Below are 25,183 nucleotides of genomic sequence, written 5' to 3'. Positions count from 1 at the left end.
ACGTCGTGGGATTCCATCCCACACCCGGGCAAGAGGGGGACAACAGCTTCCCCCTCTTGCATCTCCCCAGCCGCCCCGACGAAGTTACATGCGTTGGATACGAGCCTCACTCATTTTCGAAAATCACTATCGCTTCAGAATCGCCATCCATGGCTCTACTAAAGCTACCTCGGCATCCCTGCCTCGCTCACGCGATTTTCTTCTATGAGTTCGGCAACTTCGATGGGGGATCGGTGTTTTCTGTTTGTTTAGTTATGAACTTAACCCTTTGGTAGCTAAAAAAAGTAAAGCAATTACTAATATTTTAGTAACCTACGGTGTTTCAAATATCTTCTCTTAGTTTTCCTACTACCTATTAAAACAATAGGTTATATTGATGTGTCTCGGTTTTAGTGAGACGCACAGATAAAATTAAAAAATGCTGCACCGATAACAATGTTATCGGTGCAGCTGTTTAATAAGCTGTTAGGCAACAGAGGTAACAATGAGCACTAATGATATTAAAGAATTGTTTCAGCTATTTGGTAGTCTTGGGTTAGGGGCAATTATTGGAGCTGGGTTTGTGTATCTTATACTCAAATCGTTCATACCTTCTTACCTCTCTTCCAAGGCAACTAATCTCGCTACTAAAGAAGATATCGGTGCGATAACTCATGAAGTAGAGCTTGTTAGGTCTGGCTATTCCGAGATGTTAGAAGAGGTTAGAAATAACCACCAACTAAAGTTGGCCTCTATTGAAAGAGAAAAACTTCTCAAGAAAGAAGTGTATCTAGACAGTGCAGAGGCTTTAAGTCGATATCAAAATACACTGGCTGTTATGAGCGATCTTAATGTTTTAAATCAGGTTGTCTCTAACTCATTCAGTGACAGTGCAGCTAAGTTATCAAAAATTAACCTAGTCGGCTCAGAAGCAACAGTTAAAAATTTGACTAACTTTATGGGTGAAGTAGCGGCTGCATACATGAGTTTATTGCTAGAACGTGAAGTTTTGGTTAGTCGAAAAGCTCATATCGAGTTCTTAGAAACCTTTCGTCAAAAACATAATAGTGAAATTGAACGTTGTTTAACAATTATGAAAAACATGAACCTCGAAGGTATAACAGACAAAGGAGCATGGGATAGGCTCAATCGATTATTTGAAAACGAATGTAAGTCTAGGGACAAAGTATCATCAGAAATAGATGCAAATTGGGCCATACAAAATGAAGAGCACGTAGAATTTAGCCAACGCTGTATATCTGAATTTTTTAGGGTTAACGACTTAACTCCATATTTGTTATTGTCTGTTCGTTCTGAACTAGATTTGGATCTTGATGAAAGTGAATATTTAGCTATACACACTGAAAGTACCAACAAAGGTAAGTTGGTCTTCGATAAGTTTATAAGCAGCATGCGTGAAGTTGCCTAACAATGCGCTTAAGCAGACACTTCACGCTTGGCATTTTTGCTTTGCAAAAGTATATGCCAAGGTTCGTGCAGCTTAGCTAAGCGTTAGTGCACTATGCTCGTTCTAAAGTGAAGTTAGTTCTAAGGTAAATAATAATGAAAGTGATTGATAAGCTTGCTTGGGTGTTGATTCGGGATGGCAAGTTGTTGGCGGTGCGTTCTAAAGGTAAAGCGTTGTTTTATCTGCCCGGAGGTAAGCGTGAGGCGGGTGAGAGTGATGAGCAGGCATTAGTGCGTGAGATTAAAGAGGAGCTGTCTGTCGATCTTGAGCTGAGCACTATTGAATATATGAACACCTTTACAGCGCAGGCGGATGGTAAGGCTGAGGGCGTGTCGGTTAAATTGACCTGTTACTTTGCGGATTTTAGCGGTGAATTACAGCCTGATGCGGAAATTGAACAGCTTGAATTTGTTGATATGAATGATGAAGCGGTTTGCTCGTTGGCGGCGTTAGTGGCTATGGGCTGGCTTGAGTCGCAACAGCTTCTTAATAGTAAGACTGCTTAACGGCAAGGTGAGTCAACAGCAAGCTGAGTTAACCATCTAATAGAGCAAGCTAATGGGTTTAGCTTGCTCTGATCAAATGTAATATCTTTCACGGCGAATAGGCTAGAGCAGCTTGCGCCACACTTCGTATTCTTTGATACCTTCCACTTCGCCTTCATGGTGCCAGTAGGTGACGGTTTTGCCGTTTTCTTCACTGGTTTCTAGCCAGCCTTTAAAGTGGTAGTTTTTGCCATGATGTTTGGCGCGAGTGCCGGTTTTTACCGCTTCGGTGTAGTTGTCGCCATCTACTAAAAAATCACCTGCTAGATAACCTAGAAACACGCCATCTTCGGTGTTGGTTAGCGAGAAGATATCGCCCTTAATTGATTTTACCGCCACTAGGCTGCTGTTGTCGGCTTTTAAAATGCTGCCGTCTGGTTTCTTGTATTCTCCCTTTACAAAATACCAGTTGCCCTCAAACGTGTGGGCTGACACTTGGGCTGATATAAGTACTGTTAGCGCGACAATGGCACTGCTAATAATCTGCTTCACTGTTTACTCCTTTTAGTGACTTTTAATACGGATAGGTATTAGTGAGAACTTTCCATGTACCTGCTTTTTAAGCGGCCTTTTATAAAAAAGATTAGTAACTTAACATCAACATTAATGTGGGGCAATGCAGCGCTGCTGGACCATGGTTTAGCGGTTGAGAGTGATTGATAGCTTTTTTATAATAGTGATAAAAAAGCCTCAGTCGCTGACTGAGGCTTGTTACTCATAGTGTTTATGCTTATGGCGGGGATTTAGTTCAGCTTATCCCAAGCCATTTGCCAGTGTGAACCTGTTGCTGGTTGGTACTGAGTCGCTGTGGTTGTCCACTGCACGCAGTAGCCTGAGTATGGGAAAGGTTTACATTGGTAAACACTGCCGTCACTTGCAAGTACCTTAGTGCCTGCTGTGTAGCTTGCTAGCCCTTGTGGGAACACAAAGTCATAATCACCCGCTGGTGGGGTTACAGCTTCATCTTCTAGATGAAAATCTAAGGTTTGCTGATCAACGAGCTTACCGTCTTCATCTTTGATGCGAGTCACTAGCATATGGTGACCTGCTTCTGACTTGGTTAGCGTTAGCGCTACGTCTGCATTTTGACCGTCAAACATCTTGCCTGTCCAGCTTGCTAGCGGCTCGCGATGATGGTTGTATACCGTTAGCTCTGTGCTTACATCGCCTTGTGCTGTCAGTGTTAGCTCAAGCGTGGTTGGCTCGCTCGTGATGGTGTAAGTTTGCTCTAGACCATCAACGGTTAGCGAGTATTCTGGCTCTGGGGTTTCGATGTTGTAACCCACTTCGACGCGCTCAAGGCCGCTGCCCGCTTTGATATATATCGGATTAGCGCCGTAAACTGGGGTGAATTTACCCTCGGTAAATTGGCCTGCTTGCAGTTTAGTTTGCTCTTGGTTCAGTTTACTGGCTAACGCATGAGTCCAGTTTTTCGCCTGACCCATATTTGCATCGCTAATGGTCAATTCTGTGCGGTAGGCTAAGTTCTCACCAGATTGGTCAAATACGCGGGTGTAAACTGAGTCGCCAACATTCAAATCAAGTGTTGGGTTGATTTGTCCGCCTTGAGACCAGTCAGGCACTACTGGGCCTTGGCCATCAAATTTAACGTCAATCACGTTATAGAATGACGCTGCAGTATCACCCACATCCCAAACCGCCAAGATCACTTGGTAACCTGCACGCTCAGGCACAACACAGTTGTGGCTGACTTGTTTAGGCGGCTGCACCATGTTGCCTTCAATCACACAGAATGGGGTTAGATCGAATGAGTCACGAGACAGCGAGGCATTCGGGTTCCAGTCAGGTTTAGTGATGTAGTATTTCCAGTCGTGGGTAACGTGGTTTGCAGTGAAGGTCCATTCAAAGGTCTGGGTACCAGATTGGATTGGGTTTTGGATCCAACGATCTGCAGTTTGCTCGTCTAATGCGGTTGCGAGTGCTGATTGAGCGCTAGCAATTTTACCATCTCGCGGGCCAGCTTCTGGGAATCCGTCTGGGCCTTCTACGCTTTGTGGTTCATATTGAATCGCACCACAATTGCTATTTTTTTGATTGGTATCTGTGGTTGGAAATTTACACAGTGCGACACGACTTGCTGCCACACCGTCGCTGTACGTAGACACATAGCCATGTGCCAAAACACCTGAGCTAAGACTGGCTAATGCTAGCGCGACTAACGATTTTTTTGGGAATGATTTCATCACATGTCCTTTATATGGTTGACAAATTAATGCCACACCTCGGCGCATGCTGAGCACTGAATTGACGGGTCTGAGTCACCCAGGAGTAATACCTCGGTGATAAGTCCGATTAACTTAGTGGCAACCCCGCTATCATAGTTACAGTGCATTATTGATGCATGACTGTGCCGACAGACCGGAAGCTTTGCGTCCCACTCTTTCAAGTGGTTTGCCGAAATGTGATTGAGCAAATGGAATCTATCTTAAAAAGCTGTCAGGAGGAAGCGAATTATTGAGCTCTTATCTAATTATCTGTTTGTAAAGTAAACACTTAAGTAGGGTTTGTTCAAAAAAACGCTGATAATCGCACCTTGGATGGTACGGGGTAATGTGATGGGGTTCTCTTAATAGCTTAAAAGTTCGTGCTGATAAATCGTCAAAACGCGCTTTTAAGGCAAGGACTATGGCAATGATTATCGCCAGGGCTGTCGCAAGGGCTATGGCAAGGAAAATATCCATAACACAGGGTGAGCTTTGTCACACTTTTATTACGATTCAAATGCGACAATAGCGCACTCTAATTTTGTCTCTAGCCTTGTAAACTCTCTATGCAACCCTCTACTGCTACTCATGCTGCCTCTTCATTTAAAGGCAATGCGCTTGCTGCGTTTTCGTTTTTATTATGGGGCTTAATGCCGCTGTATTATCAATTTCTGCCTAATGCGGATATTAACGAATTACTGGCGTTTAGAATTTTGTTTTCAGTGCCGTTTATGGTGTTGGTCTTTGTGCTGTTGGGCCGCAAAATGCCGTCGCTGGCGATGCTAAAAGCGGATAAAAAGTCGGTGCTCTTGTGCGGCTTAGCATCGCTGATTATGTGTGTGTCTTGGTATAGCTTTACTTGGGCGATGACCCACGGCCAAGTATTGGCTGCAAGCTTGGGCTTTTTCATTAATCCACTGTTCGCCATTGGTTTAGGCGTGCTGTTTTTGGGGGATAAGCTGTCTGCTGCGCAAAAGATGGCAGTGATCTTCGGCGTCTGCGGCATCAGTTATATGGTCTTTAGCTATGGCGAGTTGCCGTGGCTGGCATTGAGCATGGGCAGCTTTTTCGCGCTTTATGGCCTGTGTAAAAAGTTTATTCGTTTTGACTCGCTAACCTCTGTGACCGTTGAAGCACTGCTGCTTATTCCTTTTGCCGCGTTGTATTTGTTGTGGCTGTGGGGCTCAGATCAAAGCGTGGTGATTTCATCGGCTTTAGCGGGTGATGCAACTATGCTGTGGCTGTATATCGGCTCTGCGCCTGTGACCTTGATGCCGTTAGTGTTCTTTGCCTTAGCGATTCGCGCCACCAGTTTGTCGATGATAGGCTTAATGCAATACGTTGAGCCTAGCTTGCAGTTCTTACTGGCGGTGCTGGTATTTAACGAACATTTTGACCAAGTGAAAGCGATAAGCTTTGCATTGATCTGGACCGGATTACTGCTTTGTTCACTAGAGGCATTACCCGCATTAAGAAATAAGTACCGTAGTAAGCGTCATGCTTAGTGACTCGTCATCTAGTCAGCCTGTGCTGTGACATAAAGCACAGGCTAATTCACCGCTAAGCGCGGATGATTGAATCTGTTTGCTATTTAACATACATTGTAATGCTGCGTTAATTTTACCGCACTGGCTGCTGATGCAGTTTTAACATCGACTTCGATAGGTAAAATATGAAACATACAACTCCAGCAACACACCTAGCTTCTCTAGCGCCATGTGTATTTCCAAGCACGCTTCCTGCTAGCCATCAGCAACTGCTGCAACAAATCATCACAGTGTTTTCCAAAGACCCTCGGATAGTAGGCATAGGTGCGAGCGGCTCTTATGCGTCTGACTCAATGGACAAATACAGTGACTTAGATTTAGTGATTGCCATTGAGCCTGAAGACTTTGAGCAAGTGATGGCAGAGCGACTAACCATGGTCGATAAAATTAAAGGCAAGGTAGCCGCCTTTACTGGTGAACATGTGGGTGAGCCAAGATTGGTGATTGCGCTGTATGCGCCTGATGCACTGCATGTGGATTATAAGTTTGTAGCTTTGCCTGATGCGGCGCAGCGAGTGGATGATACTAAGGTTGTGTGGCAGCGCGATGAGCGTTTATCTCAGTTGCTAGACGGTTCAAGTTATCAATATCCACAGCCAGATCCGCAATGGATTGAGTCCAGATTTTGGACTTGGATGCATTACGGCGCTACCAAAATTGCTCGCGGCGAATATTTTGAAGCCGTTGAGTTTTTATCTTTTATCCGCAGCACTGTGTTGTCGCCTCTAGCGCTGCAACAGCAGGGATTAACCCCATCTGGGGTCAGAAAAGTTGAACAACGTTTGCCCGAGTTTGCTACCGAACTTGCGCTAACCATTAGCACTGCCGAAAAAGCACCATTAGTCGCGGCATTTAGGCAGGCAATTGCTTTGTATATTGGTTTGCGTGATAACAGTGAAGTAAAGCTTTGCACTGAGGCTGAGCAGCTTTGTGTTGCTTATTTTGAAAGTGAACTGAGCTCGATTATTGCTTAATAGCTAGGCTTTGACTTATCGCTAAGCCAGATTAAAACACTTAAGGTTATTAGCCTTAGGTGTTTTTTCTAACTGACTGTAGCAAGAGATGCTTGAGGTTTTAGTTGTAAGCGCTGAAAGGAGTTAACTATCGATTTAACTTTTTTAAACTAGCTTCTTAGCGAGTGTATTATCAAATAAAAGCGGGCTACAGCGCCATATGTAATATGGGGAAAGGTTTACCCATATCGTCTAGTGGCGAGCGTGATATGACCTTGAAGCCCATATGTTGATAGAAACCTACCGCCAATGGATTTTGCTCATTAACATCAACGCTATTGACCTTCATCTCGCTCAATGCCCATTGCAGCAAGGCTTTACCTACGCCTTGGCCTCTGGCGTTATCGCTAACAAATAGCATTTCTACCTTACTTTCGTGGACACCGATAAAGCCTACAATCGCTCCGTTTTGTAGCTTGATACACTTTAAAGTAACGGCTGGAAAGGCTTGATCAATGATGATAGGTTTAAAAAATGCGATATCATCTTCGGTTATAAAGCTGTGAGTTGCTCGCACGGAATTTTCCCAAACCTCAAGCAGTTCCGGGTGATCTGCGACCAGCACATTTTCAATTTTCATACTCAGTCTTTTTTGTCAGTTATTGATATGGCGCTATAGCTTAGCTACGGGCAATAAAAAGCCACTTAAACAGTGGCTTTTGCTATTTGTGGTAAGCGGTTATCACTAAGTGAATAAGGCTTAGAAAGTAACGGTTTTCACACCTTCTGGTGTGCCAACTAATAGTACGTCTGCGCCGCGCTTAGCAAATAGGCCGTTAGTCACAACACCAACGATACCGTCGATTTGCTCTTCTAGCTCTTTTGGCTTCATGATTTTCATGTTGTACACATCAAGAATGATGTTGCCGTTATCGGTTACACAGCCTTCACGGTAAACAGGGTCGCCGCCAAGTTTAACAATTTGGCGTGCCACGTATGAGCGTGCCATTGGGATCACTTCGATTGGCAGTGGGAATTCACCCAGAATATCCACTTGCTTAGTGTTATCCACGATACAAACGAATTTTTCAGCCACAGCGGCAACGATTTTTTCGCGAGTCAGTGCTGCTCCACCGCCCTTAATCATGTCCATTTGGCTGTTGATTTCATCGGCACCATCAACATAAACAGATAACTCATTAACACTGTTTAAATCGAAAACTTGAATACCTAGCGCTTTCATTTTTTCTGTTGATGCTTCAGAGCTTGATACTGCGCCTTGGATATCGAACTTCATTGTTGCTAGCGCATCAATAAAGTGATTAACCGTTGAGCCAGTTCCTACACCAACAATGCTGTTCTCTTCTACGTACTGCAATGCAGCCCAACCGGCAGCTTTTTTCATTTCATCTTGAGTCATTATGAAATCCCTTATTTAAGATAGAAGTTAAAGATAAAGTAATAGGCAAGGTTAAAAATATTGGCGACAGTATACTCGCTTAACCACCTAAGCGGGGCTGAATTTTGCTCTGAGCTAGGTAAAAGTTTTATCTAGCAAATATGAAGACAAAGGATTTGAAGCGGCTAACATTATATTGTCATTAGATTATTTAGCATAAGTGCGGTACTTTTTCAGATATACCGTTTTTAATGGTGTTGTGAGATGGATTTTCGGCGCAGTAATAGCAAGCTGTTATGGCAAGTCATTATGGCAAGTCGTTATAGTAAGCAGTATTAAGCGCCTTTAAGCGATAAAGGAGTCGATATGGCAGGGGCCAGTTTATTAACCTTGTTAGATGATATCGCGACGATTTTAGATGATGTCGCCGCAATGAGTAAAATAGCAGCCCGCAAAACAGCGGGCGTACTTGGGGACGATTTAGCCTTAAATGCCCAGCAAGTCACGGGTGTGAGTGCCGACAGAGAGCTGCCAGTGGTGTGGGCGGTTGCTGTGGGCTCCTTTAAGAATAAGTGCATTTTGGTGCCTGCGGCGATGTTAATCAGCGCCTTTATTCCGTGGGCCGTGACGCCGCTGCTGATGTTTGGCGGTTTGTTCCTCTGCTATGAAGGCTTTGAGAAAATCTATCATAGCTATTCTGCGAAAAAGCATTCGCAAGCGGGTGCTGAGGTAAGTGAAGAGCCGATTACCGACCTTAAAGAGTACGAGAAAAACAAAGTCAAAGGCGCTATTCGCACTGACTTTGTATTATCGGCTGAGATCATTGCTATTACGTTAGGCATAGTGGCTGACAAGAGCCTAAGTACCCAGTTTTTTACTTTAAGTGTTATCGCGATTGTGATGACCATTGGCGTGTATGGTTTGGTGGCTGGCATTGTGAAACTTGATGATGCTGGACTGTATTTGAGTCAGCGCCCAGGTGAAACTCTGTGGGCGCGATTTAAGCGCCGCTTTGGCATGATGCTGCTAAACTCAGCGCCTTATTTAATGAAGACGTTGTCGGTGGTGGGGACTATTGCCATGTTTATGGTCGGCGGCGGCATTTTAACTCACGGCTGGCATTGGATTGGCGATAAGATTAGCGCAGCTGCCGCTTGGGTTGAGGCGTTTGATTTTGTCGGCCCCGTAGTGGCATTTATCACGCCGAGTATTTTGAATGCGATTTTTGGCGTGATTGCTGGCGCATTAGCTGTGTTATTGATGCAATTGTTTATCAAACTGAAAGGTCATAAAGGCGCTGCATAGCTTGCTTTTATAACTAAAGCGCCCGCTTAGGCATCATATGTGAAAGGTAGTTAAAAGGTAGTAATGGCTGACATGGCAAATTCGAATACAGACGCTAAAACCAATAGAGTCAAACTGGCGAGCTTTAACCTGTTTAATTACATTGAGCCGCCATTAGCTTATTACGATTTTGAAAATATCTATAGCGCAGAGCAGTGGCAAAAAAAGCAGTCTTGGTTAACTGAGTTTTTAGCGCAGCATCAGCCTGATATCATTGGTTTGCAAGAGGTGTTTTCGGCGAAAGCCCTCGCAGAACAAATGCGCGCTGCGGGTTATGCGCATTTTGCCGTTGTAGATGAGCCAAGCGTCATTGATGATTATATCTGCCGTGACCCAGTTGTCGCTCTGGCCTCAAAATATCCTTTCACTGAAGTTACCGCGATTGAAGCTGAGCCTGAGTACATTTTTGGACTCGGTCTTAATGCTAACTTTGCATTTAGCCGCAAACCACTGCGGGTCACGGTGCAGTTGCCGCAAATAGGCCTTTGCGATATCTACGTGGTGCACTTTAAATCGAAACGGCCACATCTGGATGAGTTGCCAGCGCCTAAGTTTGTTCAGGCTGCAACTCGCACGTCCGCCGCCCCTTTGGTTAATTTTGGTGAGCTATTAGGGCGTAACAGTCTCGGCCAATGGGCGTCGAGTATTCAGCGCGGCAGTGAAGCTGTGTTGCTGCTGCATGCCATGCTGCAAAGACGGATTGAGACCAACCAGCCTATGGTATTAATGGGTGACTTTAATGAAGAGCTGACTAGCTCGGTATTATCGCCGTTAACTAACCGTGAGCTGCGTTTTGAAAAAGAGGGTCTAGGTGAGTTAGCAAATTACCCATTAACCGATGGATATAAGCTGTTTCAACAAGGTTTGCAGGACTTATTTGGCGATAAGGCTAGCGATGCAAGCGCTGATGAAATTGCCGTGGAAGAAGAGCGAATGCTTGCTAAAGCAAGGGCATCGCGGGCGCCGACTCATTACTACGGCGCGCAAGGTAATGTACTGGATTACATATTACTTTCAGCAGACTTTGATCCAAGTTTTGATAATAGCGTTGCCGAGGTTTGTGATTATCACACCGAAGATAGGCATCTAGTGAATCCAAGCTTTGAGCGCGATAGCCAAAGTAGCGATCACGCTCCGGTTGTTTGCACCTTACGTATTAGGCGCTAACGTCAAACCTTTATACTGATTGGTATTATTCTATCCATTGACCGTTTTTATAGACGCGTGTTTCTTTAATCGTTCCATCTTCATTAAAGTATGTCCACTGTCCTTCAGGTCGGTCATTTTTGTGAAAAGACTCTCGAGCTAGGGCGCCAGTTTCATAATAAAGCAGCCATTTTCCGACCGCTTCGCCCGCTTCAAATTGGCCTTGTTCTTCTATGGTGCCATCTTCATAAAACTGGGTGAAGATCCCATGGGGTTTGCCATCTTTAAAGTGTTCGGTTCTGATGACTCTGGCATAAATGTCATAGCTGACAACCTCTCCTTGGAGTAGACCGTCTTTAAGGTAACCTTTAGCTCTCACTCTTTGCTGGCTGTCCTTATGTATAAATATGCCTGTATAGAGGGCGTCTTGATAATAGATAGCATCGCCTTTTTGCTCTAAGTCGTCATAGAGAACTGTTTGCTCTGTGCTACTACAGCCTGCGAGTAAAGCAAGCAACACACTCAAGACTAAAATCGCTCGATTCATATTTATACTCCTTTTGGGCGCCCTTTTTACAGGCCGTTTACTAACAACTTTTTAGCTTCGATTCATCCTATTACACTGGATTCAACTTAATAAAAAAACACCCATACTATATGCCTCAATTGATTTTAAAAACTAAGTTTACACATTTTTTTTGTACTAATTTTTGCTGTTGTGTAAACCTTTTACAGCTTTAACAAGCTGTTTACATCATTATCTTCTTCGTGTAATGCTGGTGCTTTAGTATTAAATCTCATTAGACCTCGTACCACTAAGCACTGAAAAAACTAAGGCAACTTAGACAGAAAATTAAGGGAATAATAATAATGAAACGACCTTTTACTCGGAGAGACTTCCTAGCTATGTCGGCTAAAGGTGTAGGCGCTGCAGTAGTATCGTACGGCTTAATGGGCTGTAGCAGCGATGATGACGACAGTGGCATTTATGCCGAATTCTTACATGGTCTTGCCAGTGGTGACCCTAGCCATGACGCGGTGATTATTTGGACCCGCGTTAGTCCTGAGCGAGATGGTGATATAAAAGTGTCATGGGAAGTGGCAACCGATGCGGCTTTTAGTCAATTGCTCGTTACTGGCGAAACCATCACTAACAGTGATAGAGATTATACCGTTAAGGTCGATGCTGTTGGGCTTGAAGCTGGGACGCAATATTTCTATCGCTTTAAAGCCGGCAGTAAAACCTCACAATCAGCAATAACCAAGACTTTACCACAGGGCGAATTATCGCAAGCTAAGTTTGCGGTAGTATCTTGTGCCAACTTTCCTGCTGGGTATTTCAACGTATATGAGATGGCATCAAGAATGGACGATCTCGATGCAGTGATTCATCTTGGTGATTACATTTATGAATATGCCCGCGGTGAATACGCCAGTGAACGCGCAGCCGAACTGCAACGTGAAGTGTTGCCTGAAGGTGAATTAATCAGCCTTGCGGATTATCGTACTCGCTATGGCCAGTATCGCAGTGACATCAGCTTGCAAAAACTACATGGTAAAAATCCATTTATTACTGTGTGGGATGACCATGAAGTGGCGAATGATAGCTGGCGTGATGGTGCAGAAAACCATAATGATGGCGAAGGTGATTTTGATGCTCGTAAAGAGGCGGCGCAGCAAGCTTATTTTGAATGGTTGCCAATTCGTCCATGGCGTGAAGGTAACCATGAGGAGATCTATCGTTCGTTCCAATATGGTGATCTGCTAGATTTACATATGTTGGATACTCGTCTTGTTGGTCGTGATAAGCCATTAGATTACGCTGAGTATATGGATCCTGCGACAGGTGGCTTGGACAGTGCACGTTTTATGGCGGATGTGACAGATACTAATCGCACTATGCTTGGGCAAGAGCAGCAAGCTTGGCTGCAAAGCGCGCTGCTAACATCTACGGCTACTTGGCAGGTTTTAGGTCAGCAAGTGTTGATGGGGCAAATGATGCTACCTGCGGCAATTGCGACTCAACAGTTGTCTATTCCAGAGTTTGGTCAATTAGCTGCGCTGGCGCAGATTGCAGCAAGACAGGCTGCTGGCGACCCGACTTTGACTGAAGATGAGCTTAAGTATTTAGCCTTTTTTGGTGACAAGCTAACGCCTGAAGTGATGGCTCTGCTGCAGTTGCCATCTATTCCATATAACTTAGATGCGTGGGACGGTTACGCCTATGAGCGTGAGGTGATTCTTGCGACGGCAAAATCACAGGTTAAAAACCTCGTGGTGATAGCGGGTGATACTCATAATGCTTGGGCGAACGTGTTAGCTGATGCTGCCGGCGATCCAGTAGGGGTTGAGTTTGCAACCAGCTCGGTATCATCGCCGGGGCTTGAGTATTATTTGGGGATTGATGAAAAAGATATTCCAGCAACCGAGGAAGCGATAGTCGGTTTAGTGGATAACCTTACCTACGCCAACTTAATGAATCGTGGCTTAATGACGCTGACCTTCACGCATGAGGAAGTGCGCAGTGACTGGCGTTTTGTTGATACGATTTATACTCGTGCGTTTGTTGAAAATACTGAACGTAACTTTTCTATGGTCACTAAAGCAGGTTCTCATAAGCTCGAACCTGCAAGTTAGTACTTGCTAACTCATAATATCAGTGAGAGATAAATCTTGGGCTACCTTTGCTGGTAGCCCAATTTTTTTAGTGATTCTGGTGTAAGTTTTTGGCTTTTTTACAGCAATACTTATCGATTTAGTATAAAATTCGCCTCCAAAATCCGGTGGGTGTTTAGATGTTAAGCGGTTAATGCTTTTAAGTGATTAATCTGCGCCTATTACAGATCTTGGAATAGATATCATCACCTGCCTTTTTATACTCTTAGCCTATATTTTTTGATCTATTCTTAGTGGATAAATGCAATGCAGCATTGCCACTAATAGGTAAGATTTTAGTGCCATGAGTGTAAGACCTAATTTAGATATTAATAACAAGATGGGGACGGTCAGATGTCAGAGAAACGCTTTATTACCGCACAAGAATTGCTAGAAGATTCGTTTCGTTTAGCAGCGCAAGTTTATGAAAGCGGTTTCCGTCCGCAGTTTATTGTTGGTATTTGGCGTGGTGGTGCTCCAATCGGCATCGCAGTACAAGAGTTTTTTGATTTCAAAAAAGTGGAAACTGACCACATTGCTGTGCGTACTTCATCTTATTACGGCATCAATAAGCAAAGTAAACAGATTAAGGTTCACGGTCTGCATTACATCGTTGAAAACGCTAACGCTGGTGATGGTCTATTGATTGTTGATGACGTGTTCGATTCTGGCCGCAGTATTCATGCATTAATGGAAAACCTAAGCGATTTAATGCGCTTAAACATGCCAAAAGATGTGCGTATCGCTTGCCCATATTACAAGCCACAAAACACCGTCGTACCATTAAAGCCTGATTACTTTATTCATGAGTCTGACGAGTGGTTAGTGTTCCCGCATGAAGTCTCGGGCTTGTCGCCAGAAGAACTTGCTGAAGGCAAGGGCGACTTGAAAAACATTAAGCACCTATTTGTATAATGCTTAATTGATCCCATAAGGGATACGTTAATACTAAGCCACCTTAAACGGTGGCTTTTTTGTTTTAAAATAATGCCCCCGAATCTAGAGAACTTCGCGGTTAGAGCGGACTTCGTCCAGCTATACAATCAACCGCCGTGCTGTATTTACTGTAGGTTGGGCTTTAGCCCATCATCAACTGCGCTATTAATAACGATACCAATGACGGCATAAATGCCGACCTACATGTTCTATCGTCAACCTGACTCGGCTATACATTACGTAGGTTGGGCTTTAGCCCATCATAAACTGCGCTATTAATAACGACAGCAACGATACCAACAATGGCATCACTAACGGTATCAACAATGGCATCAACGACGGCATAAATGCCGACCTACAGGTTCCATCGTCAATTGCACCCTGCCATTTTTATGTAGGTTGGGCTTTAGCCCATCATCAACTGCGCTATTAATAACGACAGCAACGATATCAACAATGGCATCAATAACAGTATCAACAATGGCATCAATGACGGCATAAATGCCGACCTACAGGTTCCATCGCACCCTGCCATTCTTATGTAGGTTGGGCTTTAGCCCATCATCAATAGCATCATCCACTACAATATCAGCCACGATATCAATGACGGCATCACTAACGATTCCAATGACGGCATCAATGCCGATATCAATGACGGCATCAATGCCGATATCAATGACGATATCAATGACGGCATAAATTACGGTACCAACGACGGCATAAATGCCGACCTACATTATATTCCACCTTGGCTTTATCTGTGCTTTAAAGCTTATCTATCTCATCTTTCAGCTGATAAGACTTATCGGTAATGATTTTCTCTAGGGTTGCCACCCGCTGTTTTAACTCGCTAATCTCACTATTTACCTTGCTCAGTTCCTCTGCATCGACACGGTTTTTTTGCTTGTTATATTCTTTATAGGCTGTCAGCGTAAATACACCAATGATGGCTATCGCCGCAATGGAAAAAGGCCCCATAAATCGCTCCTCAATACGCTTTAAAAGTGGTATTCCCATCCAGTATAGTGGCTATAAAGCAGATTGGACTGAGTTCGATAGCGAGCTTTGCTTTAGGTGGAATGAGCAGTAGGCATAATTGCTTATGCCTACTGCGATTGTGTGGTTTAGGTTTACAGCTATAACATTTTTATCAATGCTTCATGTTGGTCTTAATCAGCAAGCAGGTTCGTTCCTGCTGTATGGCATCTTTAAGCGCGCGCTGAGTCGATACAGATAAACCTTTTTCAGCTGCTAAGGTTTGGCTAAGGTTACTGATACTGGCGTAACTGCAATCTGTTGGGATCAATGCGGCGCTATAACTGCGCATAAATACAGGGCTTTGCTGGCTATCTATCTGGGCTAGACTCGACAGCCGCTGCTCTGCGGTTGCTGCACTTAGTCGCTTTTGCTCACTTGGGTAGAGGTTTTCCATTACCGTGCGCACTTTGGCAAAAGGCAGATTGGTGGGCTGCTGAATACGCGTCAGCCATTGGCGTTTTTTAGCGGCACCAGGTCGGCTGGCCTCGGCGGCTAATGCGGCTTTTTGACCACTATCTGAATTATCCGCGCTTTGTTCTTTATTCAGCCAGTAGCGTGCATTGCGGTGGTCGTGGCGATTTAACTGCACAATCATCTTCCAGCGCAATGCTTGATCTATCTCTAGGCCATTAATAGTTGCGGTGCTATTGAGTAGTGCATCCATATGGTTAAGCGCGGCTTTACTCTGGGCAAACTCGATATAGCTATCAAACCAGATGCGTTGTAAATCACGCTTATCTTTATTGGTCATGACTTTTCTTAAGCTCATTTGCTCCATGGCGCTGATGGCTTTACCTGCGTAGCGCTGGTTATTGGGATGCATTTTGTCTAAGTAGACCTTTGCTTGCGATAAGCTGGTTAATACTTGATCCGAAATGATTTGATCTTGCTCTGCAGGGAGATTAATCAATACCGTGCCCATGTAATCATTGAGCGTTAAGCTGCCGCTTTTAACGCTGTCCCATAGGCTTTGCCACAACATGGATCGCAGCAGTGGATCTTGTACTCTTGTTAGCTCGGTTTGCGCCGTCTTAAATGACTTTTGATCTAAGCTGACTTTGACATAGCCCCAGTCTTGATAGTTAGGGTAAACCAAATCTGGGCAGTGCAGACCAATAAGCTGCTTAACGTGAGTCTTGGCACCGCTATAGATAACGGGAACACTAATATTGTGGTGCAGCTGTCTACGACCTTTAGTAAATAAGCCTACTAGCACTTTCTGTTCGCGCAGCGTTGGTTGCTCAGGGTTAGGTGCCGTTTGCTTTAGGTTAAATTGCGTGATGCGGCCATTACTGCAACTAAACTCCGCTTGAACCGTATTTACTCCTGCCTTGTATAACCAATCTTGACTCCACTGGCTTAAATCACGTTTGGCGGTCTTTTCAAGGCTAGCGATAAAGTCGCTGAGTTCGGCATTTTGGTAACTGTACTGAGTGAGATAGTTTTGTACGCCTTGCTGAAACACTTTTTCGCCGAGCAAATGACTTAACTGCTTTAATGTTGCTGCGCCTTTGGAGTAAGTAATGGCATCGATATTATCGAAAGCATTTTTGCTGCTTGGCACGGGCACTTCAATTGGGTGCGTGCTGGCTGAGCTATCGAGTACATAGGCACTTTGTTTGCCTTTAGCGTAAAAGCTACGCCACGCTGAAAATTCGGTGGTTTCGCTGGTGGCCATAGTCGCCATAAACGAGGCAAAGCTTTCATTGAGCCATAGCCCGTTCCACCATTTCATAGTGACTAAATTGCCAAACCATTGATGTGCCATCTCATGCATGATCACGCCTGCTAGGCGCTGTTTTTGCTCATGGGTCATGGCGCTATCGCTGAGGAAACGGCTTTCGCTGTAAGTAATTGCGGCAGCGTTTTCCATGGCACCGTACAAGAAGTCAGGCACTAGCACTTGGTCATACTTGGCAAACGGATAGTCGATGCCAAAGTAATTATTGAAAAAGTCGAGTCCTTTTTGGGTGTAGTTAAACCAGTCTTGTTGATTAACTTGTTTAGCAATGGACTGACGGGCAAACAAGCGCAGAGGGTATTTTCCAGAGTTATCTTGCCAACTATGATAAGGCCCTGCGTGCATTGAAAAGTTATAAGGGCTGAGTTTGGGGGACTCTGGGAATTGCCAGCGGCGCAGCTCACCTTGGTCAGTTATTTGGTTTTCTCTCATAGCACTAATTACGGTCCAGTCTTTTGGCGCTGTGACACTTAACTGAAATGTGGCTTTAAGATCGGGTTGGTCAAATAGCGCAAACATCTGCTGCGCGGCTGCTGGCTCAAAGTGGGAATACAGATACACCTTGTTATCAACTGGATCGACAAATTTATGCAGGCCTTCACCATTATTGCTGTAGTCGCGGCTATATGCGACTTCAATGGTGTTGCTGCCGCTATTTAATAGTCGAGGGTTAAGCTTAATATAGCTATTGTTGTAATTGGGGTAGACCTTTTTACCATTGATAACAAAGCTTTGGATCTGTGCTTGGTTTAGATCTAAGCTCAGGGCTTGGTCATTGTCGCTGAGATCAAAGCTCACCTTGGTTACGCCGTTAAAGCCGTTGTGCTCGGTTAGGGTTAAGTCGAGCTGGTAGTGCACATCGGTTATCCTTGCGGTGCGTTGTGTTGCCGCTTGCTGGCTAATGTAGGCACTATTGTCGCGCAAAAAATTGCCGTCATTGGAGTTGGCATGGCTTGCAGTGGTAACGCACAGTAAGGCAGTGGTAAAACCGATAAACAACAACTTCAAAACAGCATCCTTTTCTCATTATTCGGGGAGCGACAGCAAGCGCATACGTTACCCTATTTCCTTTGTATTCAGCCAGACTAATTTTGTATAGCAAAAAGCCAGCTAAATGCTGGCTTTGTTACCGATTAAATTCGTGTGGCTAGGCGAGTTTAGTCCAATCAGCGCCTTGCTGGGTTATAGACCTAAAAACGACTTAGACTTAACTTTACGAATTTCTTTTTCATCAGACCATTCGATTAGACCAGTTTCTAGATCCATTAAACGCATAGTCATCTTGTAGTAAACATCTTTAGTGCTGCCATCTTGCTTAACGATGCTAGATAGGTTGCCGTATAGCATGTACTGAGCACCGATTTGACGACCAAAGTTAATCGCGGTTGATGGGTCAACCATGCCTGAGTTGTTTTGGTAATCAAGCTGCTTACGTACCGAGTCAACCTTAGTCATATCGATAAAGCGGAACTTACCTGAGCGTAGTAACTTGTTGCTGATTGAATCGGTAACAGATTCGGTATCAATATGCTCAGAGGTTTTGTTCTTAATTTTATCAACGAAGATAATAGGGCGATCGTTTGCTGTCATTGCCACAACCGGTGGGAAGGTCAGCATGCTGTCGACCATCTTAGCGGCGATAGCCTGTAGATCGGTAGAACCGAAGTTCTCGTTAACGGTTTCCACTTCTGTGGCATCACCGTATTCAACTTTTGATTGGCAGGCAGATAAACCGATTACTGCTGCAAGAATAAAAACGACTTTTAAATGTTTCATAGTTAATTCCATACAAGTGATTGCTAAATGATTATTGAATAAAAACGGGTGTAATTACCAGTGTCAATTATCCAGACTAAGGTTGTACGACCGCTTTTGACTTCAATGGGATCAGCCGGATTGTTGTCCAGCATAAGTGAATAACTGCCTGGTTTAACATAAGAGCGGGCTATTTGTGCCTGCTCTGGAAGAGTTAACCAACTGCGCCTGTCGGCTTGTTCTGTGACCACGTTAAAGATCTGCATCGCGATAGAAGCGTAATCGATATCATTGTTGCGCCTTTTGGTTTCGCTTTCGACGCTTTGTGCCATTTCTGCCTTGGCATAAATTCGCGCGGCTTGGCGGACGAGTGCCGCAGGCAGTTCTTCTTTGAGTGCTGTGATTGCTAGCGCATCAATATTGGCAATGGGCGCGGTTTTTAATACTGTACCTAGACCTTGGATTTGACCTTGGCGTACAGGTTGTCGATTCGGGTAATAGGTTGCTAACGAGGCGGTTTGCCAGTTGCCGTGAATAGTGAAAGGCACGGTAAAGCTTTGTTTCTCTGGCACAAAGCCGCGCTCAAGCATGATAATGACTTGTCCATCGCCTTTGTTAGGTAACACAGCATCACCCCAACGGCGTTTAAACTCATCGTACTGCGGCATTGATAACTGCTTTGCCAATCTGACTAAATCTTTCTGCAGGTAGGGATTATTAGGTGTGATTTGCGCCGCTTTACGGTAGTCGATAAAGGCATCATTTGGCTCGCCTAAAATCTCATGTAGCATACCAGTGGTGTAGTAACTGTAGGCATTGAGAAATGAACTCGTTGTGGTGCCTGCAGCTTGCCCGAGTTTATTCATTTCAGCATCTATGGTGCCGTTTGCCATAGCTTGCACTGACTTATTCGATTTTTGATATCTGGCTTGCTCTTGGCTTTGTAGCTCATTACTGCGGCGTACTTCGACTAATGCACCTTGAGGATCACCTGCAAACAGATAGTTTAATGCCTGATACTGATGCAACATGATGCGCTCGTAACCAGGGCCGCGGTAAGGGATAACGTTATCGTTTACAAATAGGCTGCTAGCGGTGGCGCCGGCATCACTGAGACTGACTTTTGCTTTGTCATCAAACTCGCTATAGGCCGCAACGGCTTGTTGATAGTACTTTTTGCTATTTTCAAAGTCACCGGCTATTTGAGCGCTACGGCCAGCTTCTTGGGCATAAAGCAGTCCGTCAGCACTGACTATTTCCGATTCAACAATTTTGGCGGCATTTTGCGGGGTAGGCGAGTTGAGCTGAGCTTTGACTGGGGCGATCTGAGAGGGATAATTGATGAAAATGCTATTAAACGCACAGCCATTAAGGCCAAGCACTATTGTGGCTAGCAATAATAGGATTCTCATTTCAACATCTCTTTAGCTTGGATATAAAACATCGCCATCCTTGTTACCGTATGCGCTATGCGGGTGATTTGAGCTTTTATTAAGTGTTTATTAGTAGATATTAGGACAGACTTAGCGCTCATACTAAAAAATACAAAATTCTTCTGTTATATCAGGCAATTTATAGCGTTATCAAGCTGAACATAAGATGAATGTCTTTAACCTTTGCTTAATCTATAAGCGCTTAAATTTAGCTTATTAATTAAAGTTATTCATCTTCATTCTGTAACGATTGATTAATAGTGTGGCGGTGGCGTTTCATCTGCTTGGCTGGCCATATTGCTTGGCTCAACGGCTTGCAACTTACTAACAAGTAGCCTGAGTTGATCTTGCTGCGTGGCGAGCGCTTTATTGAGCATAATGACTTGTTGGTCTAACTCTTCAATGGTGCCATCTTGGAAGGCCACTTTCATTTCTAGCTCTTGGACACGAGTTTCTAAATTATCCAAATTAACCTCTGTATGGATAGGGGTCTTTATTTGCTAATAACCAATAATGGTATCAGTTGCTAAAGACTGTATATTGAGAACGCTAGTCTCTCAATCATAGTGACGGTGATTAGGCAGAGTATACAACATCTGTTGGCGTTTATAGAATAAGGGCTTAGCTTTGTTGTAATGGTTAAATAGTAATCTGCAAGCTGAATGAACGCTGACAAGTGGTTAACTCTGCATTTAAATTGATGAACTCGCGCCGTTTTATGTTGTCTGTAAGATGACTATTAAGATAATCATTGCTAAGTTAGAAGCCTAAAGGTTCCTGCAATGCACTAAGAGTTGTGATTGAGCGAGGCATAATCGATTAATATGTCTGGAAAAAGTACGCTTGTTTGTCATCAACACAGTTTTCGTAGTGCAAATTGGAATAACCTATTTAACTAGTATAAAGTGGTCGCCTAAATAAAAGAATTAGGTTCGTGTAACCACGTGTAAATGCTGAGGAAGCTTTAATGAAATCGATTTATAAATATTCACTAGTGGCTTTGGCCGTAGTTGGTCTAACAGCTTGTAACCAAGAACAAGCCGCTGTTGCTGCCCCAGTAGAATTAAAAACTGAAGCGCAAAAAGAAGCGTATAGCGTTGGCGCATCAATCGGTACCTATATGGCCGGCCACATTAAAGAGCAAGAAGAACTTGGTCTAAATGTTGATAGAAACCTAATCGTGACAGGTTTTAGCGAAGGTCTAAACAGTGAGCTAAAACTGACTCAAGAAGAGATGCAAACCATCTTACAAACACTTGATGAAAAGCTAAATGAAAAGCGTCAAGCGCAAGCTAAAGTTTTAGCAGAAAAAGCATCTGCTGAAAGCAAAGCTTTTCTAGAAACAAACAAAGCTAAAGAAGGCGTTGTAACAACGGATTCTGGTCTACAGTACGAAGTGATCACTGAAGGTACCGGCGACAAGCCAGTGGCTGAAGACACTGTTAAAGTTCACTACGTGGGTACATTAACTGACGGTACTGAGTTTGATAGTTCAGTTGCACGTGGCGAGCCAGCAACTTTCCCACTAAACCGCGTTATCCCAGGTTGGACTGAAGGCGTTCAGCTAATGTCTGTGGGTTCTAAGTACAAGTTCGTTATCCCTGCTGAACTTGCTTACGGTGAGCGTGATACTGGTACTATCCCAGCAAACTCAACGCTAGTATTTGAAGTTGAGCTACTGGATATTGAAAAAGCTGACGCGCCAACTGCAGATGCAGCGCACGCACACTAATCAGTGATTGATAGCCAAGCTCTGTTGAGCTTAGGCCAATAGAAGAGGACGCATTGAGCGTCCTTTTTTATTGGGTGCGCAATATGATTACTGTATTGCTCAATGGCTTTAAACAAGTGAGTCATCCTCTTGTAATGATGCTTAAGTGAGCAGCGCTTTGTTTTCGGTTGAATATCACAGGGCGTGGTGTGTGTTATTGGGTTAAAATGAGCTATTAGAGTGATTTTTAATTTTGAGCCAAGCTATGGAATACGAATTTTTACGCAACACTATTACTGATACGGTATTTGCTCGTTTCAGTATGGACCATGAAGCGATGGGTTTTTGGTTATCGGAAGAGTTGGCTGATAACACTGTGTTGTTTAATGAAATATGTCAGCAAATAGAACGTTTGCAAAGTGGCCAAGGTAATGAGTGGCGCTTAGTGGGTAAAGCATTGTCGCTTGAGCTCGACATTGAACAAGCACGAGTGTTTGCCAATGACATTGAAGACAATGATGATCAAGAGCTTGATGAGTCTATGTCATTTTATGATGGTGAGTCTGAAGCATTTTGCGGTTTAGAAGATTTTTATGAAGTGATTTTGAGCTGGCGCCGTTTTATCGACGAAAAATGATTGCCGATCTTCAGATTTATTCTTCATCAACCTGATGTAAATATCTACCAAAAAAGGCAGCGTTTAGCTGCCTTTTACTTTTTAGTGGTTTACTGGTTTAAGTAACGAACCGCCATTTCAGTACGTGATTTGGCATTGGCTTTACGCAGTAAGTTTTTCACATGTACTTTTACCGTGCCTTCACTGATATGCAGTTGCTCTGCGACGATACGGTTACTTTGGCCTTCGGCTAAGTGCTGTAGGATCTCCAGCTCGCGTGGGGTTAGGTTTTCAATCCACTCTTGCTCATTGACCGAGCTGTTTAGCTCTGACAAATACTCTTGTACGTTGTCACTAATAACTCGATGCCCAAGCATGGCATTTTTCAGCATATCGAGCAGTAAATCTGGCTCAGTATCCTTTAGTAAGTAGCCGTCGGCACCTGCGCGAACTAGACGGATAACATCTTGTTTGGCGTCTGAAACCGTTAAAATGACGATGCGTGAAGTGACACCTTCTTGTCTTAGTGCATTTAAGGTATCTAACCCAGTCATGCCTTTCATATTAAGATCAAGCAAGATGATGTCTGGTTCGCTTTCACTGACTGCTGACATCGCATCTAAACCGCTGCCCGCTTCACCGAATAAGGTAAAGTCTGAGTCTGAGGTGACAAGCTGACAAATCCCACGTCGTAATAATGGGTGATCATCAATGACTAGAACCGAATAGGGTTTTCCCATTTTAAGGCCTCCTGCTGAGGTATATGCGTCTATGTGAAAATGCTCGTTAACTAACTATTCCTAGTAAGAAACTCATTAAAAATAAGTGGTTACTTATTTTCAGGCTCCTGCTGAGGAGAAAAGGTTAATGCCACTGTGGCGCCACCTTTTTTATTCTGGCTAAATTCTACCACACCGGATAGGCGACTGGCGCGTTCGTGCATAATTCCTAAGCCAAAATGTTGATCTCTTTCTTTTAGCTTCTCAATCCCCACTCCATCGTCGCTAATGCTGATGATGACTTTTTGTTCTGAAATTTTCTGGCAGCTAATGTGAATGTGCTTGGCACTTGCATGTTTTATTGCATTCAATGTTGCTTCACGTGTGAGCTGCAAAATATGAATATGCTGATGTGCGCCCAGTAACTGAGTGGGCAATTTGTAGTCTAAGGTAATACTCGCATCAGACTGGCCACGAAGTTGCTCCACCATGGCTTCAATGGCATGACCAAGGTTAGGGTCTTTAATCGTTAGTCGGAAGGTAGATAAAAGCTCTCTTAGCTGCACATACGCGGTATTTACGCCTTCATTAATTTCTTGCAATTGCTCAGCAGCTCTTGGGCTTTTCGAGGTTTTATCTAACTCTTTGGATAACAAGTTAACTTGAATTTTTAAGAAGGATAGTAGTTGCCCTAGCGAGTCATGTAACTCTCTAGCGATTACCCCTCTTTCATCCATTAACGCGAGCTGCTGGCGCTGCTCTGCAGCATTATAGATCACCATAGATCGTGCTAGCATAATGGCAAAGTTATTAAAGAGTGCAAAGGAGAACGGCAGGGCTGAAACCACTTCTAGATAGCCAAGGTTATTATCTTCAAATTGTAATGGAAACTGCTTGGAGTTATCGCAATGATAAGGCCACTCTGCTTCATTGCCCGCAGTGATAATATCGGTCACTTCCCCATCTTCTACCATCACTAAGCGCAGGTTTACTTCTTTTTCATGGGACTGCAAGGCATCTAATGCTAAAGAAAGGGTATTTTTATTCAACTTACTTGAGTGCAACATCACCAAGCTATCGTAAAGCAGGGTTAACTCGTCATTGGCTCGAGTTAAGGCGATGGTTTTTTCTTCAACCTGTTCTTCTAACCCTTGGTATACAGCAGCCAGCTTTTTCACGGTAGAGTCTAGCGCACTACTTAGTGCACTTAGTTCTAGGTACTCTGTTTGAGGCATGGCTACATTAAAGTTGCCTTGTGAAATTGTATCAGCTGCCTGCATCAATTGTTGCAGAGGTTTAACAACTTTGCGCTTGGCAAGTCGAACCGTAAAAAAGGCAATCAGTAACATTAACCCCAAACCACCAATCTGACTTATGGCTAGAATTTTTAGCTTTAAGGCGGCGTATTGTTCGGTTTCAAGTACAAAAAGGTCAATTGTATCGACAAAGTCTTTTAAGGCTGCTGCATATAATCGAGAATCTTCAGATTCAATGTAATACCTCATCACCTGCCACTTATCGATAACCGCGAGATATTTGCTCTTTAGATCTTGCGGTGTATACCAAGTGAGAGAACGCTTAAGTGCTTGAGAGTTGAGTGTATTTTCAAATTCTACTATTTTTTCTTCAGCGGCTTCACTGCCTGAATTAGCGTAGAACATTAAGCGATAACTTTGCATACGTAACGAGCCTGAAGCATTGATCGCACGGGCATCGCCGAGACTATAAGACAGGTTAATAATGGCAAAGATGGCGAGTGCGCTTGACAGTAAAATCAGCGTTAGCATAAAGCCCCAAATGGCCGAAGTCAGTCTGCCTTTTTTCATTTTAAAACTCTCATAAATAGGGATCGCATTCAGCTTATTTATTGCTATTGAATATTAGCGATCAATTGAATGCATTAACAAATATGTAAAAGTGTGAGCAACAACACGTTCACAATTTGATCTAACGCAAACTTCAACTTGGATACC

At 43.8% G+C, this 25,183-nt stretch carries 22 protein-coding genes and 1 riboswitch; of the genes, 10 read left to right on the top strand and 12 right to left on the bottom strand.

Features of this window, described 5'->3' with window-relative positions; genetic code table 11:
- Positions 1 to 484 precede the first annotated feature (484 nt).
- On the top strand, positions 485 to 1,408 hold the full coding sequence (locus L2748_RS01500) for a chromosome segregation ATPase (protein ID WP_220778623.1): 924 nt from the start codon (positions 485 to 487) through the stop codon (positions 1,406 to 1,408).
- A 134-nt stretch (positions 1,409 to 1,542) separates the two neighbouring features.
- Positions 1,543 to 1,953, top strand: a complete 411-nt coding sequence (locus L2748_RS01495) for an NUDIX hydrolase (protein WP_246616058.1) — start codon at positions 1,543 to 1,545, stop codon at positions 1,951 to 1,953.
- Positions 1,954 to 2,055: 102 nt separating this feature from the next.
- Here the strand turns inward: L2748_RS01495 and L2748_RS01490 are convergent, their stop codons facing one another.
- Together L2748_RS01490 and gbpA are read right to left on the bottom strand one after the other, a co-directional pair.
- Entirely contained in the window at positions 2,056 to 2,484 is a 429-nt protein-coding gene (locus tag L2748_RS01490) for a hypothetical protein (protein ID WP_246616057.1), read from the bottom strand.
- 251 nt (positions 2,485 to 2,735) lie between these two features.
- A complete protein-coding gene (gbpA, locus tag L2748_RS01485) occupies positions 2,736 to 4,196 on the bottom strand; it encodes an N-acetylglucosamine-binding protein GbpA (RefSeq protein WP_220778621.1) in 1,461 nt (486 codons plus the stop codon).
- A gap of 116 nt (positions 4,197 to 4,312) precedes the next feature.
- Positions 4,313 to 4,419, bottom strand: a riboswitch (cyclic di-GMP riboswitch).
- A gap of 364 nt (positions 4,420 to 4,783) precedes the next feature.
- Here gbpA and rarD point away from each other — a divergent pair.
- Together rarD and L2748_RS01475 are read left to right on the top strand one after the other, a co-directional pair.
- Positions 4,784 to 5,722: an EamA family transporter RarD gene (gene rarD / locus L2748_RS01480; RefSeq protein ID WP_220778618.1), complete on the top strand. Its 939-nt coding sequence runs from the start codon at positions 4,784 to 4,786 to the stop codon at positions 5,720 to 5,722.
- 167 nt (positions 5,723 to 5,889) lie between these two features.
- Entirely contained in the window at positions 5,890 to 6,738 is an 849-nt protein-coding gene (locus L2748_RS01475) for a nucleotidyltransferase domain-containing protein (protein ID WP_220778611.1), read from the top strand.
- Positions 6,739 to 6,925: 187 nt separating this feature from the next.
- On the opposite strand, the gene L2748_RS01470 is transcribed toward L2748_RS01475, so the two are convergent.
- Together L2748_RS01470 and rpiA are read right to left on the bottom strand one after the other, a co-directional pair.
- Positions 6,926 to 7,357 carry a GNAT family N-acetyltransferase gene (locus L2748_RS01470; protein ID WP_220778610.1) on the bottom strand — a complete coding sequence of 144 codons (432 nt, stop codon included), beginning with the start codon at positions 7,355 to 7,357 and terminating at the stop codon, positions 6,926 to 6,928.
- 120 nt (positions 7,358 to 7,477) lie between these two features.
- The gene (gene rpiA / locus L2748_RS01465) at positions 7,478 to 8,137 is read right to left on the bottom strand and encodes a ribose-5-phosphate isomerase RpiA (protein ID WP_220778607.1); all 660 of its coding nucleotides are present in this window, start codon (positions 8,135 to 8,137) and stop codon (positions 7,478 to 7,480) included.
- A gap of 345 nt (positions 8,138 to 8,482) precedes the next feature.
- Between rpiA and L2748_RS01460 the strand changes: the two genes are divergently transcribed.
- Positions 8,483 to 9,421, top strand: a complete 939-nt coding sequence (locus L2748_RS01460) for a DUF808 domain-containing protein (RefSeq protein ID WP_220778605.1) — start codon at positions 8,483 to 8,485, stop codon at positions 9,419 to 9,421.
- A 72-nt stretch (positions 9,422 to 9,493) separates the two neighbouring features.
- On the top strand, positions 9,494 to 10,627 hold the full coding sequence (locus L2748_RS01455; protein ID WP_220778603.1) for an endonuclease/exonuclease/phosphatase family protein: 1,134 nt from the start codon (positions 9,494 to 9,496) through the stop codon (positions 10,625 to 10,627).
- A 25-nt stretch (positions 10,628 to 10,652) separates the two neighbouring features.
- On the opposite strand, the gene L2748_RS01450 is transcribed toward L2748_RS01455, so the two are convergent.
- On the bottom strand, positions 10,653 to 11,153 hold the full coding sequence (locus tag L2748_RS01450; protein ID WP_220778601.1) for a toxin-antitoxin system YwqK family antitoxin: 501 nt from the start codon (positions 11,151 to 11,153) through the stop codon (positions 10,653 to 10,655).
- A 323-nt stretch (positions 11,154 to 11,476) separates the two neighbouring features.
- On the opposite strand from L2748_RS01450, the gene L2748_RS01445 reads away from it, so the two are divergent.
- The gene (locus tag L2748_RS01445; protein ID WP_220778599.1) at positions 11,477 to 13,243 is read left to right on the top strand and encodes an alkaline phosphatase D family protein; all 1,767 of its coding nucleotides are present in this window, start codon (positions 11,477 to 11,479) and stop codon (positions 13,241 to 13,243) included.
- Positions 13,244 to 13,615: 372 nt separating this feature from the next.
- Positions 13,616 to 14,176 (top strand): phosphoribosyltransferase, encoded by a 561-nt coding sequence (locus L2748_RS01440; RefSeq protein WP_220778598.1) that lies wholly within the window; start codon positions 13,616 to 13,618, stop codon positions 14,174 to 14,176.
- Between the two features lie 786 nt (positions 14,177 to 14,962).
- On the opposite strand, the gene L2748_RS01435 is transcribed toward L2748_RS01440, so the two are convergent.
- The 5 genes from L2748_RS01435 to L2748_RS01415 all read right to left on the bottom strand — a co-directional run bounded on the left by L2748_RS01435 (position 14,963) and on the right by L2748_RS01415 (position 20,631).
- Positions 14,963 to 15,175 carry a hypothetical protein gene (locus L2748_RS01435; protein WP_220778596.1) on the bottom strand — a complete coding sequence of 71 codons (213 nt, stop codon included), beginning with the start codon at positions 15,173 to 15,175 and terminating at the stop codon, positions 14,963 to 14,965.
- Positions 15,176 to 15,347: 172 nt separating this feature from the next.
- Positions 15,348 to 17,984, bottom strand: a complete 2,637-nt coding sequence (pepN, locus tag L2748_RS01430; RefSeq protein WP_220778594.1) for an aminopeptidase N — start codon at positions 17,982 to 17,984, stop codon at positions 15,348 to 15,350.
- Between the two features lie 174 nt (positions 17,985 to 18,158).
- Positions 18,159 to 18,752 carry a penicillin-binding protein activator LpoB gene (lpoB, locus tag L2748_RS01425; protein ID WP_174208590.1) on the bottom strand — a complete coding sequence of 198 codons (594 nt, stop codon included), beginning with the start codon at positions 18,750 to 18,752 and terminating at the stop codon, positions 18,159 to 18,161.
- A 23-nt stretch (positions 18,753 to 18,775) separates the two neighbouring features.
- Entirely contained in the window at positions 18,776 to 20,143 is a 1,368-nt protein-coding gene (locus L2748_RS01420; RefSeq protein ID WP_220778592.1) for a COG3014 family protein, read from the bottom strand.
- A 275-nt stretch (positions 20,144 to 20,418) separates the two neighbouring features.
- Positions 20,419 to 20,631, bottom strand: coding sequence for a SlyX family protein (locus tag L2748_RS01415; protein ID WP_220778590.1), 213 nt, complete (start codon positions 20,629 to 20,631; stop codon positions 20,419 to 20,421).
- A gap of 500 nt (positions 20,632 to 21,131) precedes the next feature.
- Between L2748_RS01415 and fkpA the strand changes: the two genes are divergently transcribed.
- Entirely contained in the window at positions 21,132 to 21,896 is a 765-nt protein-coding gene (gene fkpA, locus L2748_RS01410) for an FKBP-type peptidyl-prolyl cis-trans isomerase (protein ID WP_220778588.1), read from the top strand.
- A gap of 244 nt (positions 21,897 to 22,140) precedes the next feature.
- A complete protein-coding gene (locus L2748_RS01405; RefSeq protein ID WP_220778581.1) occupies positions 22,141 to 22,512 on the top strand; it encodes a YacL family protein in 372 nt (123 codons plus the stop codon).
- A gap of 89 nt (positions 22,513 to 22,601) precedes the next feature.
- On the opposite strand, the gene L2748_RS01400 is transcribed toward L2748_RS01405, so the two are convergent.
- Both L2748_RS01400 and narQ read right to left on the bottom strand, forming a co-directional pair.
- Positions 22,602 to 23,231 (bottom strand): response regulator, encoded by a 630-nt coding sequence (locus L2748_RS01400; RefSeq protein ID WP_220778579.1) that lies wholly within the window; start codon positions 23,229 to 23,231, stop codon positions 22,602 to 22,604.
- An 89-nt stretch (positions 23,232 to 23,320) separates the two neighbouring features.
- Positions 23,321 to 25,036, bottom strand: a complete 1,716-nt coding sequence (gene narQ, locus L2748_RS01395; protein WP_220778577.1) for a nitrate/nitrite two-component system sensor histidine kinase NarQ — start codon at positions 25,034 to 25,036, stop codon at positions 23,321 to 23,323.
- Positions 25,037 to 25,183: the final 147 nt, after the last annotated feature.

It is taken from the genome of Shewanella sairae, assembly GCF_023283535.1.
Lineage (GTDB): Bacteria > Pseudomonadota > Gammaproteobacteria > Enterobacterales > Shewanellaceae > Shewanella > Shewanella sairae.
This window is presented reverse-complemented; position numbering and strand designations above follow the sequence as displayed.

Coding starts and splice junctions, on each gene's coding strand:
- L2748_RS01470 (WP_220778610.1), bottom strand. CDS start 7,357: ATGAAAATTGAAAATGTGCTGGTCGCAGATCACCCGGAACTGCTTGAG.
- L2748_RS01435 (WP_220778596.1), bottom strand. CDS start 15,175: ATGGGGCCTTTTTCCATTGCGGCGATAGCCATCATTGGTGTATTTACG.
- L2748_RS01440 (WP_220778598.1), top strand. CDS start 13,616: ATGTCAGAGAAACGCTTTATTACCGCACAAGAATTGCTAGAAGATTCG.
- L2748_RS01495 (WP_246616058.1), top strand. CDS start 1,543: ATGAAAGTGATTGATAAGCTTGCTTGGGTGTTGATTCGGGATGGCAAG.
- L2748_RS01420 (WP_220778592.1), bottom strand. CDS start 20,143: ATGAGAATCCTATTATTGCTAGCCACAATAGTGCTTGGCCTTAATGGC.
- narQ (WP_220778577.1), bottom strand. CDS start 25,036: ATGAAAAAAGGCAGACTGACTTCGGCCATTTGGGGCTTTATGCTAACG.
- L2748_RS01400 (WP_220778579.1), bottom strand. CDS start 23,231: ATGGGAAAACCCTATTCGGTTCTAGTCATTGATGATCACCCATTATTA.
- L2748_RS01450 (WP_220778601.1), bottom strand. CDS start 11,153: ATGAATCGAGCGATTTTAGTCTTGAGTGTGTTGCTTGCTTTACTCGCA.
- L2748_RS01460 (WP_220778605.1), top strand. CDS start 8,483: ATGGCAGGGGCCAGTTTATTAACCTTGTTAGATGATATCGCGACGATT.
- L2748_RS01455 (WP_220778603.1), top strand. CDS start 9,494: ATGGCAAATTCGAATACAGACGCTAAAACCAATAGAGTCAAACTGGCG.
- L2748_RS01475 (WP_220778611.1), top strand. CDS start 5,890: ATGAAACATACAACTCCAGCAACACACCTAGCTTCTCTAGCGCCATGT.
- fkpA (WP_220778588.1), top strand. CDS start 21,132: ATGAAATCGATTTATAAATATTCACTAGTGGCTTTGGCCGTAGTTGGT.
- rpiA (WP_220778607.1), bottom strand. CDS start 8,137: ATGACTCAAGATGAAATGAAAAAAGCTGCCGGTTGGGCTGCATTGCAG.
- L2748_RS01405 (WP_220778581.1), top strand. CDS start 22,141: ATGGAATACGAATTTTTACGCAACACTATTACTGATACGGTATTTGCT.
- L2748_RS01445 (WP_220778599.1), top strand. CDS start 11,477: ATGAAACGACCTTTTACTCGGAGAGACTTCCTAGCTATGTCGGCTAAA.
- rarD (WP_220778618.1), top strand. CDS start 4,784: ATGCAACCCTCTACTGCTACTCATGCTGCCTCTTCATTTAAAGGCAAT.
- L2748_RS01500 (WP_220778623.1), top strand. CDS start 485: ATGAGCACTAATGATATTAAAGAATTGTTTCAGCTATTTGGTAGTCTT.
- lpoB (WP_174208590.1), bottom strand. CDS start 18,752: ATGAAACATTTAAAAGTCGTTTTTATTCTTGCAGCAGTAATCGGTTTA.
- gbpA (WP_220778621.1), bottom strand. CDS start 4,196: ATGAAATCATTCCCAAAAAAATCGTTAGTCGCGCTAGCATTAGCCAGT.